The organism is Treponema sp. OMZ 857, assembly GCF_024181085.1.
In the GTDB taxonomy this organism is placed as follows: domain Bacteria; phylum Spirochaetota; class Spirochaetia; order Treponematales; family Treponemataceae; genus Treponema.
The window spans coordinates 200474-216783 of record NZ_CP051147.1 but is presented as its reverse complement, the minus strand read 5'-3'; the positions used below and the strand labels follow the sequence as shown (position 1 = coordinate 216783).

At 44.5% G+C, this 16310-nt stretch carries 11 protein-coding genes, 3 tRNA genes and 3 rRNA genes; 8 read left to right on the top strand and 9 right to left on the bottom strand.

Features of this window, described 5'->3' with window-relative positions:
- Positions 1-3: 3 nt before the first annotated feature.
- Positions 4-1503 carry a LamG domain-containing protein gene (locus tag E4N66_RS00895; protein WP_253728603.1) on the bottom strand — a complete coding sequence of 500 codons (1500 nt, stop codon included), beginning with the start codon at positions 1501-1503 and terminating at the stop codon, positions 4-6.
- A gap of 276 nt (positions 1504-1779) precedes the next feature.
- Between E4N66_RS00895 and E4N66_RS00890 the strand changes: the two genes are divergently transcribed.
- From E4N66_RS00890 to E4N66_RS00865, 6 genes are all read left to right on the top strand, one after another.
- On the top strand, positions 1780-2097 hold the full coding sequence (locus E4N66_RS00890; RefSeq protein ID WP_044014649.1) for a PadR family transcriptional regulator: 318 nt from the start codon (positions 1780-1782) through the stop codon (positions 2095-2097).
- The gene (locus E4N66_RS00885) at positions 2094-2633 is read left to right on the top strand and encodes a DUF1700 domain-containing protein (protein ID WP_253728602.1); all 540 of its coding nucleotides are present in this window, start codon (positions 2094-2096) and stop codon (positions 2631-2633) included. The genes E4N66_RS00890 and E4N66_RS00885 overlap by 4 nt, the downstream gene beginning before the upstream one ends.
- A gap of 71 nt (positions 2634-2704) precedes the next feature.
- Positions 2705-2944: a PspC domain-containing protein gene (locus tag E4N66_RS00880; protein WP_253728601.1), complete on the top strand. Its 240-nt coding sequence runs from the start codon at positions 2705-2707 to the stop codon at positions 2942-2944.
- Between the two features lie 11 nt (positions 2945-2955).
- Positions 2956-3153, top strand: coding sequence for a hypothetical protein (locus E4N66_RS00875; protein WP_253673255.1), 198 nt, complete (start codon positions 2956-2958; stop codon positions 3151-3153).
- 9 nt (positions 3154-3162) lie between these two features.
- Positions 3163-4086 (top strand): DUF4097 family beta strand repeat-containing protein, encoded by a 924-nt coding sequence (locus E4N66_RS00870; RefSeq protein WP_253728600.1) that lies wholly within the window; start codon positions 3163-3165, stop codon positions 4084-4086.
- Between the two features lie 94 nt (positions 4087-4180).
- A tRNA-Glu gene (locus tag E4N66_RS00865) sits at positions 4181-4252 on the top strand.
- A gap of 119 nt (positions 4253-4371) precedes the next feature.
- Here the strand turns inward: E4N66_RS00865 and E4N66_RS00860 are convergent.
- From E4N66_RS00860 to E4N66_RS00835, 6 genes are all read right to left on the bottom strand, one after another.
- Positions 4372-6105 (bottom strand): tetratricopeptide repeat protein, encoded by a 1734-nt coding sequence (locus tag E4N66_RS00860; RefSeq protein WP_253728599.1) that lies wholly within the window; start codon positions 6103-6105, stop codon positions 4372-4374.
- Between the two features lie 43 nt (positions 6106-6148).
- Positions 6149-6262: ribosomal RNA gene (gene rrf, locus E4N66_RS00855) — 5S ribosomal RNA — on the bottom strand.
- Positions 6263-6357: 95 nt separating this feature from the next.
- Positions 6358-9322, bottom strand: a 23S ribosomal RNA gene (locus E4N66_RS00850).
- Between the two features lie 194 nt (positions 9323-9516).
- Positions 9517-9590 (bottom strand) — tRNA-Ala (locus E4N66_RS00845).
- Between the two features lie 103 nt (positions 9591-9693).
- A 16S ribosomal RNA gene (locus tag E4N66_RS00840) occupies positions 9694-11242 on the bottom strand.
- Together the 16S, 23S and 5S rRNA genes with 1 tRNA gene alongside form the textbook arrangement of a ribosomal RNA operon.
- Positions 11243-11991: 749 nt before the next feature.
- Positions 11992-12064: transfer RNA gene (locus tag E4N66_RS00835), tRNA-Ala, on the bottom strand.
- A 136-nt stretch (positions 12065-12200) separates the two neighbouring features.
- Here E4N66_RS00835 and E4N66_RS00830 point away from each other — a divergent pair.
- Entirely contained in the window at positions 12201-12647 is a 447-nt protein-coding gene (locus E4N66_RS00830) for a PTS sugar transporter subunit IIA (protein WP_006188512.1), read from the top strand.
- Between the two features lie 52 nt (positions 12648-12699).
- Positions 12700-12933, top strand: a complete 234-nt coding sequence (locus E4N66_RS00825) for a thioredoxin domain-containing protein (protein WP_044014635.1) — start codon at positions 12700-12702, stop codon at positions 12931-12933.
- A gap of 111 nt (positions 12934-13044) precedes the next feature.
- On the opposite strand, the gene galE is transcribed toward E4N66_RS00825, so the two are convergent.
- Positions 13045-14013, bottom strand: a complete 969-nt coding sequence (gene galE, locus E4N66_RS00820) for a UDP-glucose 4-epimerase GalE (RefSeq protein ID WP_253728598.1) — start codon at positions 14011-14013, stop codon at positions 13045-13047.
- A gap of 56 nt (positions 14014-14069) precedes the next feature.
- Positions 14070-16127, bottom strand: a complete 2058-nt coding sequence (locus E4N66_RS00815; RefSeq protein ID WP_253728597.1) for a 4-alpha-glucanotransferase — start codon at positions 16125-16127, stop codon at positions 14070-14072.
- Positions 16128-16310: the final 183 nt, after the last annotated feature.

The window sequence follows — 16310 nt, the reverse complement described above, 5'->3', positions numbered from 1 at the left end:
CCGCTATTCCTTCCGCGGCCTTGCCCATACTTCTTGAGAAAACGTCCCTACCCGCGTACCGGACTCATCATCATAGGCGGCAACAGCAAAAAAATAAATTTTACCGTTATGCAAATTCGGTATGCGATAAGAAAGAACGTTACCCACATTCAAAGGCGAGCCCGCCGAAAAATATTCGCCTCGGCGCTCTCCGTAATAAACCATATAACCTTTTACATCAAAATCGATTGAGGGCGTCCATGACAGTTCGATTCCGCCGTCCTTCGGCACTGCAAATAATCGTGCAGGCGGCAGCGGTTCTGAATCTTTTTCATATTCAAGACTGATGGAGTGTACAATCGGTGTCTTTTGTCCTTCCGCATCCGGATATAAATTTCCTGCAATTTGAAAGAACCGGCCTTGCATTCCGGTAATTGTCTGCCCGCTGCGTATAGGTTTCCATGCAGGTTCCGTATCCGTCCATGTGTAACGGTTTTCCCCGGAGCGAATAAAGAACACTGCGTCTGTCTGTACCGGCGTATCAGCAGAAACAATCAGCCGCTTTGCCTCGGACAGAGAACCGCCTGCATCAATAATCAGAGATTCAAACCGGCCGCCGTTAAGGTGATACCGGTCAAACAGTGCCGTCTGTTCGGCAAAAGTCGGCGGTTCGACAAACCGTTTGGTTATCTTCATCTCATCAAGCATTCCCGAATACTGCACCCCAATTGAAAGATCGGCTGCATGCCCCATTTTTGATAATAAAACAGCATCACTTTCCCGCCCATTCTCGGTAATGTAGACGATATTCTCCGTATGCCCGTTCATTCGGTATTCTAACAACCCGATTTCTTCATCATACGTAATCAGATGGTGCGACCACTTCGAAGGAATTAAATTGGTGCGTCCTCTCAGCTGAATGGAAATACCATTATTGTATTTATCCTGCCAAATGTTAAAAAAATCCCACTGCAGCTTATTTTGAATGATCTGTGCGATAATATGCTGATCGGTTAAGCGTTCTCTTTCAAAATATGAGGAATACCATTGAAGAATAATACTACCGTTTTCGGTAACCGACGGTGCAATCCAAAACTCAATCGTAAACGAACCGGCAGAACTTTCACCTCCGAAAAAAGAGCCTTTTTGAGGTTTTAAAACCAAACCGGCTGTTTTTACATGAGGGCTGCACATTGCAGCACCGGCTCCCAGTTTTGCTTGTTCAGCTCCTGCAAAACGCATACTCGAGGAAGCAACCGTATAGGAGCTGGTCTCTTCTACGATGGAAGGGGAATCGAAATTAAGATACAGATCGGTTTCCTGCGTTATTTTTGGAACACTGCTGCTGAGCGAAATGCCGGGATTCCCATATTTTCCCGGACACATCTGGATATTTTCCGTATACTGCAGCATACCCCAGCCGTTTTTTCCACCTAATTCAAATACCGCATTACCGGTAAACGAAGCCGTGAGAATGCTTGAGAAAAAAAATAGCGCTGCAAAAATTTTTTTTATACACATCATCGTTTTCAATTATCGGTTAAAAGTATATATCATTTAAGAAAGTTTTAATAGACAGATAAGTTAGGACAAACGCATCAGTTTATTTTTTCTTAAATATCATACTTGACAACATATTATATTATAAATAATATTATAATAATTACAGTGTAAAACAAGGAGATAGTAAGAAGCTCCGTGAGATTTTCAAAGATTTGTAGATGTTTACCAACACGCTTAAGAGAAAGGACTAAAAATTTCAGTTTTTAGCGATTTCCATATAAACATCGGGAGGTGAAGGTGCTTTTTTCAATTAACTCAGGACTGCTTGAAGCCTGTGTGCTTGCCCTCTTGAGTAATGAAGATTCCTACGGCTATAAGCTAACGCAAGACGTAAAGGACGTCATGTCTATTTCCGAATCGACACTCTATCCGGTATTAAAACGGCTGCAAACGGCGGGTTTTCTAGAAACGTATGACATGCCCATTGATGGACGCAATAGAAAATACTATCGTATAACACCCGCAGGAAAACGGCAGCAGAGCCTATACTGTGACGAATGGAAGTCTTACAAGGAATTGATCGAAAAAATTTTTAAAGGAGCACAACGTTCATGACCCGTAAAGAATTTATGCTCGAGCTTGCCGCGCGGCTGCACCGGTTACCGCAAGAAGATTTGCGAGCTGCATTGCAATATTATGAAGAATACTTTGAGGAGGCCGGCAGCCAAAATGAACAAGAAGTCATACGGGAACTGAGAAGCCCCGCACACGTTGCTTCAAAAATTTTATCCGATTATGCTGTAAAAGAAGCAAAAAAAGCCCGAGCCTCTACTAAAAGCGGCTGGCGTGCTTTTTGGTTTACCATACTGGCGATTTGCGCCGCACCTGTTGCGGTGCCGCTTATCATCGCCGCAGTGGTAACCATCGTAGCGCTTGGATTTGCCGGATTTGCAGTTGTTTTTGCCTTGATAATTGCAGCAGGTGCCATTTTTATCAAAGGCATTGGCACATTGTTTTTCGGCTCTGCTACTGCCTTATTACTCTTCGGCAGTGCATTAATACTGGTAGGTTTTGCACTCCTGATTTTTTACGGCATCAGCGCCTTAATTGCCGGTATTGGGAAGCATATTAAGAACAAATCAAATAAATAGATGAACGAGCATTGCCAAAAGCTCAAATGAACTTTTAGTGATTCTCAAAACCACACACATTGGAGGACTATATGAAAAAGAAACTCTATCGAAGCGAAAGCGATAAAAAAATCTGTGGTGTATGCGGCGGTATTGCCGAATACTTTGATATCGACTCAACCGTTATCCGGTTGTTGTGGATTCTTGCGACTCTTTTTTTCGGAAGCGGCATTTTCTGCTACATTATTTGTGCATTGGTAATGCCCATCAAAAAAGAGGAACCGCTCGAATATGAATATGTCCGCAAAGGTGAAAATGATATGGAGCAATAAGGAAAAAGTAAATGCTGACAATTATTATTTTATGCCTTTTGCTTACTTTATTCGGAATGGGGGGATTAGTCTTTGCCATCGCAGGCGGCCTGCTAAAGTTCTCATTTAAGCTCCTCATCTTTAGTATTACGTTGATTATTGCCATTTTGTTCGGCATCCCCCTTTTATTGGCAGGATTATTTTTCGGCGGCTTGGTGTTCTTATTTTAGGATGTATAGATGAAAAGAAGAATTCGAACGGCATTTGCAATTATCGGAATTGGGGGATTGCTCATCATCATTGGAATTCTGATGGGTGGTAGCGTTAAAAAGACTTTCTATAACGAATATCACGATGAAAAGTGGAGTATGGACGAGGAGTGGAATATGGATAACAAGAATACCGGTATTGCCCTATCGGCTGATATGCATGAAACACAGCTGTCTACCAGCATATCCGCTTTAAACCGGCTTAAAGCGGATGTTTCTTATGTCACGCTGCGAATTATACCGCACGATAAGCAATCCGTTACCTACAGCATCATGAATAACACAAAGAAAATGAGAGCTTCGGTACAAGCTGAGGGAAATACCTTGATGATCAGCACGGAAAAGGAGCGTAAATGGAATTGGTTTTTTGGATGGAGCCCTAATATAGGACGTGCTAAAATTGTAATCACAGTAAAAATTCCTCAAAATATGCTATTTGATACCGCTGACATCAACATCGGGGCGGGTTCATTACTCCTTGACAGCTTTACGGCAAATCAGCGGTTTACACTAAATGCCGGGGCTGCTGCTATAGACATTAAAAATATTACCGCCTCAAATGTGGACATCAAAACGGGCGTCGGTGAAACGGTCTTCCGTAATTGCAGCTTTACGAATACGGTGATGAACACCGGTGTCGGTGAAACATCTTTTGACGGCAGGATTTTCAAGAACCTTGATATCAATGCCGGAATCGGCGAAATAGATATGCGTATAAACGGTAAAAAAGATGATTATTTGATCAATGCTACCTCAGGGATTGGTTCGATACTAATAGACGGACGCAGTGCGAAAGGGCTCGACTCCACATTCCGTATCAACAATCAGAATGCGCTACATACCATCCGTGTTAAAGCCGGTATAGGGAAGGTGAATATTCGTTTTGCCGAATAAACTTTAAAACTTGACAGGTTTTAAACTTACCACTTGACAATAATCCGCTTTTGCGATATAAATATATCTCGTTGTTATTCGGCGGAATATAAATGTCTCCTTCGTCTAGTGGTTAGGACATCGGGTTTTCATCCCGACAACAGGGGTTCAATTCCCCTAGGAGATGATTAAAGCCTAAAGCGGACTGCTTTAGGCTTTTTTTATTTTCCGCACTTGTCATTACATTCACCTTGAACTGCATAACGGAAAAGAAGTTACCGCCTACAGCATTGTTCATGTAAAATTCTATTGAAGTCTTTCCAATTTTTCAGCGAGTTGGAGATACGTCTTGTTGTAAGGGTCAAGCGCAATAACTTGTTGTAAATAATAATATGCCTTTCGGTAGTCTTTATGTCTAAAATACCACTCGTAGAGAGCAAAGAGCGTCAAAGAACTGCGCGGATCGGATAAAAGGCTCGACCGTAAAAGAGCAAGATTATCTTCATCATTGGATGCAAGTAATGACTGATAATAAATTAAAACCGACTTTAATGCAGAACGAGCATCGGAGAGATGCCGATTAATCACTTGCACCAGCATACCATATTTTTTTGCACCGTAAAGAGCCTGTAAATACAACGTAATAATTTCGTCGGAAGGCTGTTTCGAAACAGCGTTATATGCAGCTTGTGCCGTAGTCACCGCCTCTTCCCAGTTATTCATTCCTGCACAGACACGAGCATATAACACGATATCTTCCTCAGAAGGATTGTTTTCATATAGATACTGAGCACGTTCAAAGGCACTTCCCCATCGTTTTTCAGCTATATCCTCTTTAACCAGAAGACGAATTGCTAGAATATTACGCGGATTCTGTTTTAAAAGTGCATTAATAAAATCATTCGCTGTTTTCCCATTAACAGTATTTTTTGTTTCAAAACAAAAATTCGCACAAGCAAGAACAACATCCGGTGATTGCGGATAAAAAGAGGCGGCTCTTTCAAGGCATTGTTTTGCCTCGGCAATATTTTTACTCCATTCAAGTAACATACGGTGGCGCAGCAAAAGATAATCCTTATCAACCTTATTTTGTTTTGCAAATTCATCAAGCATGGCATTTGCTGCTAAATATTCTTTTTTTTCTATATGCAACCGGACTTGCAAAAAGAACGCACGTCCAAAGTCATTGTTTTTTTTGAGAACTGCAGAAACAATCTCCTCTGCCTTTTCAAGATTTCCTTTTTCAAGATATGTTTCTGCCAGCAATAGTTGAATTGTTACTGCATTAGGATGGCGCGTATACAATTTTTCAGCAATTTTATATGATGTTTCAATATTATTACTAAAAAGAGCTAAATATGCAAAGCGCATACCGGCCGGATAGCAGCTCTCATCTTGTTCCCATGCCATTTGATAGTAATTCTCTGCATCCGAAAGTTTACCACGCTGCTCATATAAGAGTCCCAAAAGGTAAGAAGGCAGGACAGAAGAAGGATTTAAATTTCTTGCAATAAAGAGACGTTTTTCCAATGCATCAGCGTATTCCTGTACCCCTACACCCTTTGTTAAAATTATTGCCGGAATAACCGCATCAAAAAACGTATTCATTCCAAGATTTTGTGGATAAAGACCTTTTTCGATCTGAGTCAATGCATCAAGATACGGATCAGTTTGTTGATAATTCGGCGCATTCCAATCGATAGTCTCAAACGGATATAAGAGACGCATCAATCGGGCAGCCAATGTTAATTGCAATTGCTTCTCCTTCGTTAAACCCTGAGAAGTCGAATACACACGGGTTACCGCACTGCGAATACTTGCCGGAGAACCTATCTCCATATCAGCTTGAACCTGTGGATCAATACGGCTTGAGGCCAAATCAGTGGCCGAAGGTAATGGCAGAATAGTGGCCGAAAGAGACTGGCCGGACGAACGATCGGCGTGAGTACTATTTTTTACTGTAGTACATGATATGAAGAAAAGAATAGGAACAAACAAATATAATACACAATATTTTGAGATAGGATGAGAAAACATCATCAACAATACCTACCTTTATTCCACATAGTTAGGTAAAAAAAAAGCCCGGCAGCTACCTACTTTCCCACTCTGGTGAGCAGTATCATCGGCGTAATGAGAGCTTGACTTCCGTGTTCGGGATGGGAACGGGTATGACCTCTCCACTATGGCAACCGGGCAATAAAAGACGCAACAAAAAAGAAACGAAATTTATTAAATAAAGGGACAGGAAAGAAAGAGTAAGGAGATAAAGAATAAAGAAGAGAAGATAATATGGTCAAGCCTCACGACTTATTAGTATTGCTCGGCTATAACACATTACTGTGCTTAGACCTGCAACCTATCAACCTTGTAGTGTGCAAGGAGTCTTTAGCGGGGTTAAACCCCGAGGGATATGTAATCTTGAGGTGGGCTTCCCGCTTAGATGCCTTCAGCGGTTATCCCTTCCGAACGATAGCTACCCAGCACTTACCCTTGGCAGGATAACTGGTACACCAGAGGTTCGTCCACTTCGGTCCTCTCGTACTAAAAGCAGCCCCTCTCACATATCCAACGCCCATAGCAGATAGGGACCGAACTGTCTCGCGACGTTCTGAACCCAGCTCACGTACCGCTTTAATTGGCGAACAGCCAAACCCTTGGGACCTACTTCAGCCCCAGGATGCGATGAGCCGACATCGAGGTGCCAAACTTTCCCGTCGATGTGAACTCTTGGGGAAAATCAGCCTGTTATCCCCGGAGTACCTTTTATCCGTTAAGTGACGGCGCTTCCACTCGCTACCGCCAGATCACTAAGACCTACTTTCGTATCTGCTTGAGCTGTCACTCTTGCAGTTAAGCCTCCTTGTGCCTTTACACTCACTGCGTCGATTTCCAACCGACGTGAGGAGACCTTCGCGCACCTCCGTTACATTTTAGGAGGCGACCGCCCCAGTCAAACCGCCTGCCTACCACTGTTCCTATTCCGGCTTCACGGAACAGGTTAGAAACCTAATTCATCAAGGGTGGTATTTCACTTGGCAACTCCACTCACCCTAACGAGCAAGCTTCATAGTTTCCCACCTATTCTACACATGATAAACCAAGTCCCAATAGTAAGTTACGGTGAAGGTTCACGGGGTCTTTCCGTCTAACTATGGGTAACCGGCTTCTTTACCGGTATATAAATTTCACCGAGCCTCGCGTTGAGACAGTGCCCAGATACGTTACACCATTCGTGCGGGTCGGAACTTACCCGACAAGGAATTTCGCTACCTTAGGACCGTTATAGTTACGGCCGCCGTTTACCGGGGCTTCAATTGACAGCTTCGCATTACTGCTAACCGCTCCTCTTAACCTTCCGGCACCGGGCAGGTGTCACCACCTATACGTCTCATTACTGATTCGCAGATGGCTGTGTTTTTGATAAACAGTCGCCTGGGCCTGCTTTATGCTACCTCCACTCATTACTAAACAGAGGCCACACTTTTCCCTAAGTTACGTGTGCATTTTGCCGAGTTCCTTAACGCGAGTTCTCTCGAGCGCCTTAGATTTCTCATCCTACCTACCTGTGTCGGTTTACGGTACGGTCTTTTATAACCTAGCCTTAGACAGTATTTCCCGGCACCATGACTTACCCCGCTTCGCTTCTCTCATCGATCCACTCGCTGTCGCCTCTCACCTTGGATAGCGGATTTGCCTACCATCCTTTATAACGGCTTGAAAGCTTCGACCGGAACAACCGTTCTCCGGCCGGGGGTCGCCTCATGCGTCCTGCCATCGAAATTATAAAAGGTATCGGAATATGAACCGATTTCCCATCGACTACGGCTTTCGCCCTCGCCTTAGGGGCCGACTAACCCTGGGCAGATGACCTTTACCCAGGAAACCTTAGGTTTCCGGCGGAAAGGAATCTCACCTTTCTTTTCGTGTACTTATACCTGCATTCTCTCTTCCATCCCCTCCAGTGCCCCTCTCAGGTACACCTTCATCAGTCCATGGAATGCTCCCCTACCGCCTTACACTTAAATCGTGTAAGACCCGTAGCTTCGGTATACTACTTAGCCCCGTTACATTATCTGCGCATGTATACTCGACCAGTGAGCTATTACGCACTCTTTTAAGGAATGGCTGCTTCTAAGCCAACCTCCTGGCTGTCTTTGTATCCACACTTCATTTCACACTCAAGCAGTATTTCGGGACCTTAGCTGACGGTCTGGGCTGTTTCCCTCTTGACTACGAACCTTGTCGCACGCAGTCTCACTCCTATACGTTGATTACCGGCATTCAGAGTTTGATTGGGTTTGGTAGGCGGTGAAGCCCCCTAGTCCATCCAGTGCTTTACCTCCGGTAATTTTGTATAAGGCTGTCCCTAAAGGCATTTCGGGGAGAACCAGCTATTTCCAGGTTTGTTTAGCCTTTCACTCCTAGTCACAAGTCATCCAAACCTTTTTTAACAGATTGTAGTTCGGTCCTCCACAGCGTTTTACCGCTGCTTCAACCTGCTCATGACTAGATCACTCTGGCTTCGGGTCTACGACATGCAACTTTACTTCGCCCTATTCAGACTCGGTTTCCCTCCGGCTCCGGAACTTCTATTCCTTAACCTCGCTGCATACCGTAACTCGCAGGCTCATTCTACAAAAGGCACGCTACCACCCATAAAGGGCTGTAGCATCTTGTTGGTTTATGGTTTCAGGTTCTATTTCACTCCCCTCACCGGGGTTCTTTTCATCTTTCCCTCACGGTACTTGTCCGCTATCGGTAGCCAACTCGTATTTAGCCTTGGATCGTGGTCGACCCGGATTCCGACAGGATTTCTCGTGTCCCGCCGTACTCAGGTACTGCACCGGCAAGATGAATGCATTTCGTATACGGGGATTTCACCCTCTCTGTCAGGCTTTCCCAAAACCTTTCTACTATACATTCACTTTATCACTTGCTGTACATAAGCCCGTGCAGCCCTACAACCCCCGTTTAACGGGTTTGGGCTCTTCCAATTTCGCTCGCCACTACTTTCGGAATCTCTTTTGATGTCTTTTCCTTGAGTTACTTAGATGGTTCAGTTCACTCAGTATCGCTTTACCTCTCTATTTTATTCAAGAGCGTAATGATAGAATCTCTCCTATCGGGTTACCCCATTCGGCAATCTCCGGATCAAAGGATATGTGCTCCTCCCCGAAGCTTTTCGCAGCTTATCACGGCCTTCTTCGCCGGTTGGCTCCAAGACATCCACCATAAACCTATTCTTCGCTTGACCATATTATGTTCTCTTCTTAAAACAATCGCCTATTCGACAATCGTCAAGAACTTTTCTCTTCACCTTATTTTCTTCTACTCTCCAGCCAATTACTTCTCTAACAAAGCAACTCACCTTCAAGTAGTCTTTCTTTCCCTTCCCTAGCTTTTCAAAGATCTCTTCATACAGTAAAATTATTTATACTGCACGATTTTTGGAGATAAGGGGATTCGAACCCCTGACCTACGGCTTGCAAAGCCGCCGCTCTAGCCAGCTGAGCTATATCCCCTTACTACAAACCAATAATATAAAAAAAGAGAGGGAAAGAAGAGGAGATAAGCGGAAGCTTTGTGTACAACCAACAAAGCATTTAGTATTTACCTTTCTCTAAGAAAGGAGGTGATCCAGCCGCACCTTCCGGTACGGCTACCTTGTTACGACTTCACCCTTCTTACCAAGCGTACCTTCGGCACCGTCCTCCTTTGCAGGTTAGACAAGCGACTTCGGGTACCCCCAACTCGGATGGTGTGACGGGCGGTGTGTACAAGGCCCGGGAACGTATTCACCGCGCCGTGCTGATGCGCGATTACTAGCGATTCCAACTTCATGAAGTCGAGTTTCAGACTTCAATCCGAACTACGATTGCTTTTTTGCGGTTTGCTCCACCTTACGGTCTTGCTTCGCTTTGTAGCAACCATTGTAGCACGTGTGTAGCCCTGGACATAAGGGCCATGATGACTTGACGTCATCCCCACCTTCCTCCGATTTGTCATCGGCAGTTCCGCCAGAGTCCTCAAGCTTTACCTGTTAGTAACTGGCAGTAGGGGTTGCGCTCGTTGCGGGACTTAACCCAACACCTCACGGCACGAGCTGACGACAGCCATGCAGCACCTGTCTAGCAGGGTATTGCTACCCGGCCTTATCTCTAAGACCTTCTACTAGATGTCAAACCCAGGTAAGGTTCCTCGCGTACCATCGAATTAAACCACATGCTCCACCGCTTGTGCGGGCCCCCGTCAATTCCTTTGAGTTTCACCCTTGCGGGCATACTCCCCAGGCGGTACACTTATCGCGTTTGCTTTGGCACTGAAGCTCTTGCCCCAACACCTAGTGTACATCGTTTACAGTGTGGACTACCAGGGTATCTAATCCTGTTCGATCCCCACACTTTCGCATCTCAGCGTCAATTATCGGCCAGAAACCCGCCTTCGCCACCGGTGTTCTTCCAAATATCTACAGATTCCACCCCTACACTTGGAATTCCAGTTTCCCTTCCGTAATTCAAGTTGTGCAGTACCCAATGCTATTCTGGGGTTAAGCCCCAGGATTTCACACCAGGCTTACACAACCGCCTACATGCCCTTTACGCCCAATAATTCCGAACAACGCTCGCCCCTTACGTGTTACCGCGGCTGCTGGCACGTAATTAGCCGGGGCTTATTCGTCGATTACCGTCATCAGATGAGCATTCCCTCTCACCCTTATTCTTCATCAACAAAGGATTTTACAACTTTTCAGCCTTCTTCATCCACGCGGCGTCGCTCCGTCAGACTTCCGTCCATTGCGGAATATTCTTAGCTGCTGCCTCCCGTAGGAGTTTGGGCCGTATCTCAGTCCCAATGTGTCCGATCACCCTCTCAGGCCGGATACCCATCGTCGCCTTGGTGGGCCTTTACCTCACCAACTAGCTAATGGGACGCAAGCTCATCCTCAAGCGAAGCCGTAGCTTCCTTTCCTCAACATCTCTTGTGAAATGCCGAGTGTATTCGGTATTACCTGCTATTTCTAGCAGCTATCCCCATCTTAAGGGTAGATTACCCACGTGTTCCTCACCAGTCCGCCACTCTAGGAGAGAAGCAAGCTTCTCTCTTGCCGTTCGACTTGCATGCTTAAGACGCGCCGCCAGCGTTCGTTCTGAGCCAGGATCAAACTCTCCATTATTTTATTTCAAACACCCCGAAGGGTGTCTGATATTCATAATTTTGAAAGCAAGTCCCGTTTCTTTTATTTTAGGAACGTTGACCTTTAAGAGAAAGAAAATAATAACGCAAAGCAATTATTCATTGCCCTGCACACCCTCTTTCTCTTGATTCTTTGTTCTACGCTTATTTCCTTACCAAAGATTTTGCTCTTTGGCTTTTTTCTTCTTTCCCTTCCCTTTAATTTCAAAGACCAGCTTGCTTAATCGAAGCCCTGCTTTAGAGCGCCGCAAGCGAAAAAGAATGTATCACAAAACACTCAGTCTTGTCAAGCACCTTTTTCTTTTTTTTATTTATTTTTTTAGCTGTAATTGAGCCAAAAAAACACAAAAGAATAACAACATTTCAGCAGGCACGCAAAGCCATGCCGTATAGACACACAACCGACATACCAAGCCGCATGCCGTCTCGGGAAAAACTCCTACATGAATTATTTACTAATAACTAATATATATAGAAGAAATTGATAAATCCAAACGTTTTTATTCTTTGCTGCTCCTCACCCACCTCCCGGCAGGGATTAAATGCAACGGCAGCGATACTAGCACAAATCACTTCTTCCTGTCAAGCATCTTTTCTTTATTTTTTGCTTTCATGTTTGTTTATAATTTTCAGCTTATTAAAAAGACAACACTTCACGCATAGGACTTTAACATGGCTCTAAAAAAACAATAGTTTGACAAGTCTATATACAAAAAGGATTAAAATCTATGGAGAATAGGGGATTCGAACCCCTGACCTATTGATTGCGAACCAATCGCTCTACCAACTGAGCTAATTCCCCAAAAACGGTATGAGTATATAGTTTTTAGATAAATTGGGCAAGTGCTTTTTAAGAGAATGTTTCAGATGCGAGCCAAGATATAAAAATACAAAACAAAATCCTTGACTTTTCCGACAAAGTCCCGTACACTGAATATATGAACTTGAAAACCGTTTTGACACCTGAAACTGTCAATCTCCATTTAAAAGGAACCTCTAAAGAGGAAATTATTGATGAATTACTTGACATGCTTGTTCAGGCAGGAAAAGTAAAAGATAAAGCCGTTGCCCGAGCCTGCGTGTTAGATCGTGAACGAAAAATGTCTACGGGAATGAAGCATGGTATTGCAATCCCGCACGGAAAGACTGATTCGGTTAGCGATCTTGTTGCCTGTATTGGTATTTCGGATCATCCGGTTGATTTTGATTCGCTGGATCAAGAGCCATGCCGTATTTTTATTATGACACTTTCCCCGATTGACAAAACAGGACCGCACTTGCAATTCTTGGCAGAAGTCAGTCTGCTGTTCAAGAGTGCTGAAAAACGGCAAGAAATACTGAATGCAACTGACAAGTCCGATATTATCCGTATTTTAACCGAATAGTGTACACGACTGGAGCAAATGCACTTAAACTAACAAAGCATGAGGAGGTTTTATGCTTGTAAATGTATTAACAGCAGGAGACGATGTAAGTGAAAAACTAAAGACATACTGCAATGGGCTGCCTGATGTCGATAAGAAGGTTATGGATGCTGCATCTGATGAAGGAAAAAGCTTTATGAGCGCACATGGCGTATCTGCAGCTCCGATGGTTGTCGTACTTGATGAAGACGGGAAGGATTTGTTAAAGACTACCGATATGAACGAACTTGAAAAGTTCTTTTCTTAATTTTCTGCAAACTTAATTTAAAAACCTCTCGGAAGCATTCTTCTGAGAGGTTTTCTTTTCATATATGGCTATATTTTTCTCTGCTTTACAAGCAAAAGAGCCGCCTCGTATTTAAAGATTTTTATACATATTCCATGTTGATTCAATCAAAGTTTTTACATCAGAATACTGAGGATTCCAGCCTATCGTTTCGCGGGCATGCTGAGATGTTGCATAAAGCTCGGCAGGGTCTCCGGCACGGCGGCCGACAAAGCGGGCAGGTATTGCCTTTCCGGTAATAGTGCGGGCGGCGGTAAGCATTTCACTGACGGTAATTCCAACTTCGCTGCCGAGATTTACGATAAGACTACTGTTTTTCTTATCGATATAATGCAGTGCATCGGTATGAGCTTTCGCAAGGTCGCTGACATGGACATAGTCACGGATACAGGTACCGTCGCGTGTAGGATAATCATTTCCAAAAATCTGAAGTTCCTTCCGCATACCGGCTGCGACCTCCATAATAATCGGCAGGAGGTTCTGCGGATTCCGCTCAAGCCCCTTAACAGCCCCCTCCGGATCGTAGCCCGCTGCATTAAAATACCGCAGCGATGCAAATTTGAGTCCTTTTAACCGGTCGTACCATTGCAAAAATTCTTCGGTTTTAAGCTTGGTAAACCCATAATAGCTTTCGGGATTCTTCGGGTGTTTTTCGTCAATCGGAAGATATTCCGGGGAACCGTAAACGGCTGCCGAGGACGAAAAGACAAAACGGAGACAACCGTGTTTAACCGCCGCATTTAAAATATTCATCGTCGCCGAAATATTATTAATAGAATATTTTTCAGGGGCAGCCATCGACTCCCCTACTGCCTTAAATGCAGCAAGATACACAGCCCCATCAAAACCGCGGGCAAAAGCCGCGTCAATGTCATCACTGTGGCGAGTATCGCCTGCAATAAACTCCGTACCCGGAAAAATATTGCACAATCGTCCCGTCGATAAATTGTCGAATATCGTAACCGAATGACCGGCTTCCAACATTGCTTTTACTACATGACTGCCGATATACCCAGCCCCGCCGATAACTAATACACGCATAGTAAACCTCTCATAAACCTCTTTTCCACCATTGCCGAATCATCAAACCGTTAAATTTAATCGATCAGTTCGGCATGCCGTAATGAGGTGATATTCCGTAATCGTTTTATCAATTCTTTGCTCTTACTCAAAGCTTCTATGGGGCGCGGTAATCGATATGTCCAGTTCGATTCGCTGACAGAACCCGGTACGTTAATCCGCTCCTCACGCGCCTTGCTTTCCGGCAATTCGTCGATTATGACTCCCAACCAATCTTGTATAGGAAAGACGGCAAACACTGAGGGAACTTTAACAAAGGCACTCAATAACACCACAGCCAAATCTACCGTATAGGCAGGTTTACGCCCTTCAATAGGACAAAGCATTCTCTGTATTGCCTTATCAATATGCAATGCATCAAAGAACGAAAGCATATCAGCATAAGACAATTCTTGCTCCCACCATTCCCGCAGTGTGGAAGAATCGTGCACGGAAGTTACCGCAACCGCTGCTTTCGGATAATCTTGCAGCGGGATAAAAGGCGCTCCGTTTTTTTTCCATTCACGTTCCCAGCGAAATACCCGCAAGCTCAAAATATGCAATTTTTCAAGAACTTCCGGCAATGCCGCAGGTTTCGCACCCAAATCTTCAGCACAAGGCTGCATATCAACAGAACCGCACAATTCCGACAAAATATCTCCCGCCTGCGCAGCCCACAGTTGATTCTGCAGCGCCTCTTTTTCATCCAGCAATAATGAAAATAACCGCTGTTCATCATCGGACAACGTTCTCCACGCGGTGCTGTTACGGTACAGATACGCCGGAGTATACACGGCAGCGCCATGTAAATCTTTTCCGGCTTTTACCAGCATACGGTCAGCCCATTTTTGCCTCAAAGCTGTTTCCACTTCCGGAGGAAGGCCACACCGATGAATATCTGCCTCGCTTTGTATTTCTGCTCTAAAAAGCCATAGCTCCTCAGTACCGATTCTTTCCGCAACTTTACGCAACAGACCGTGCGCATACAGATAGTCGCCATTGACTGCATCTTGAACAATATGGGTATTGATGTGCGGCTCTGCCATCCATCGGATACGGCTTTCCGAAAAGCCTGCCTTTTTCAAATCCTCTATCGTTATTTCCGCATAAGGAATAGGCTTGCCTAAAAGCCCTGTCGTTTCACCTTCGGTGATAGCCCAAATTCTAAAAAAGCCTAATATATGATCAAGCCGGTACGCATGATAATACTGCGATGCATGGCGAAGCCGCTCCTTCCACCAACGGTAGCCGGTTGCTTTTAAATTTGCCCAGTTGTAAATAGGGAAACCCCAATTTTGTCCCGTAGGATTATCCCCATCAGGAGGACTGCCCGCACGAAGATCACTGCGGAAATATTCGGGATGCGCCCACACCTCCACCGAATCCTCGTTCATCAAAATCGGGATATCGCCTTTTACCGAAATCCCGTTATCGGCACAGTAGATAACGGCTTTTAACAGTTGCTTGTGCAGATGCATTTGTACCCACGCATAGAACAGATGCTCCCGCTTCAAAATAGGATCGTTCCATGCAGCAGTGATTTTTGCCGTTGAAGGAGAACGCATGCCGGCACATTCTTTCCAATCCTTCCACGAAGCATAATAGTTTTGCCGCTTAATATTCTTAAACACCGCGTATTCGATTATCCACGGATTTGCCTGTATCCATTCCGCAAGCTCACCGGTCTGAGAATCCGCAATAATCTGTGATTCAGCCTTATTAAATATGGCGTGCAGCAGTACATTTTTTTCATGCAGGATATCCCGATACCGGAACCGCTCCGCCGGAGTGTGTGGTTCAAAAGCAGTGCGTATTTTTTTTATCTCAGCCTTGAAGGTATGTGCTTCCGGTATATCATCCAAGCAGATATAGAGCGGATGCAATGCAAAAGCTGAAAGAGCATTATATGGGGAACTGTCGGTGCCTGTATCATTGACCGGTAAAAGCTGAATAATGCGCAGTCCTACTTTTTTGCAAAAATCTGCAAAAGGAATGAGGTCGGAAAATTCGCCGACGCCGGAACTTTTTTGACTGTACAAAGCGGAAACCGGTACGACAGTTCCGCATAAAGCCTGATTAAGCGGTGAACATTTCATCTCAATCCTCCTAGTCAACTGGGATTATCATAGACCAAAAACGTAAACTTAGATAGAGGGGAATAGCAATCCATACAATCAATATCATTTCATTTGACAAAAGACGATATGCGTATTACCGTATATAATGAAGCTTTTAAAATTCACCATTTTTTTAGAGGCTCCCCATAAAGTGCTCCATAA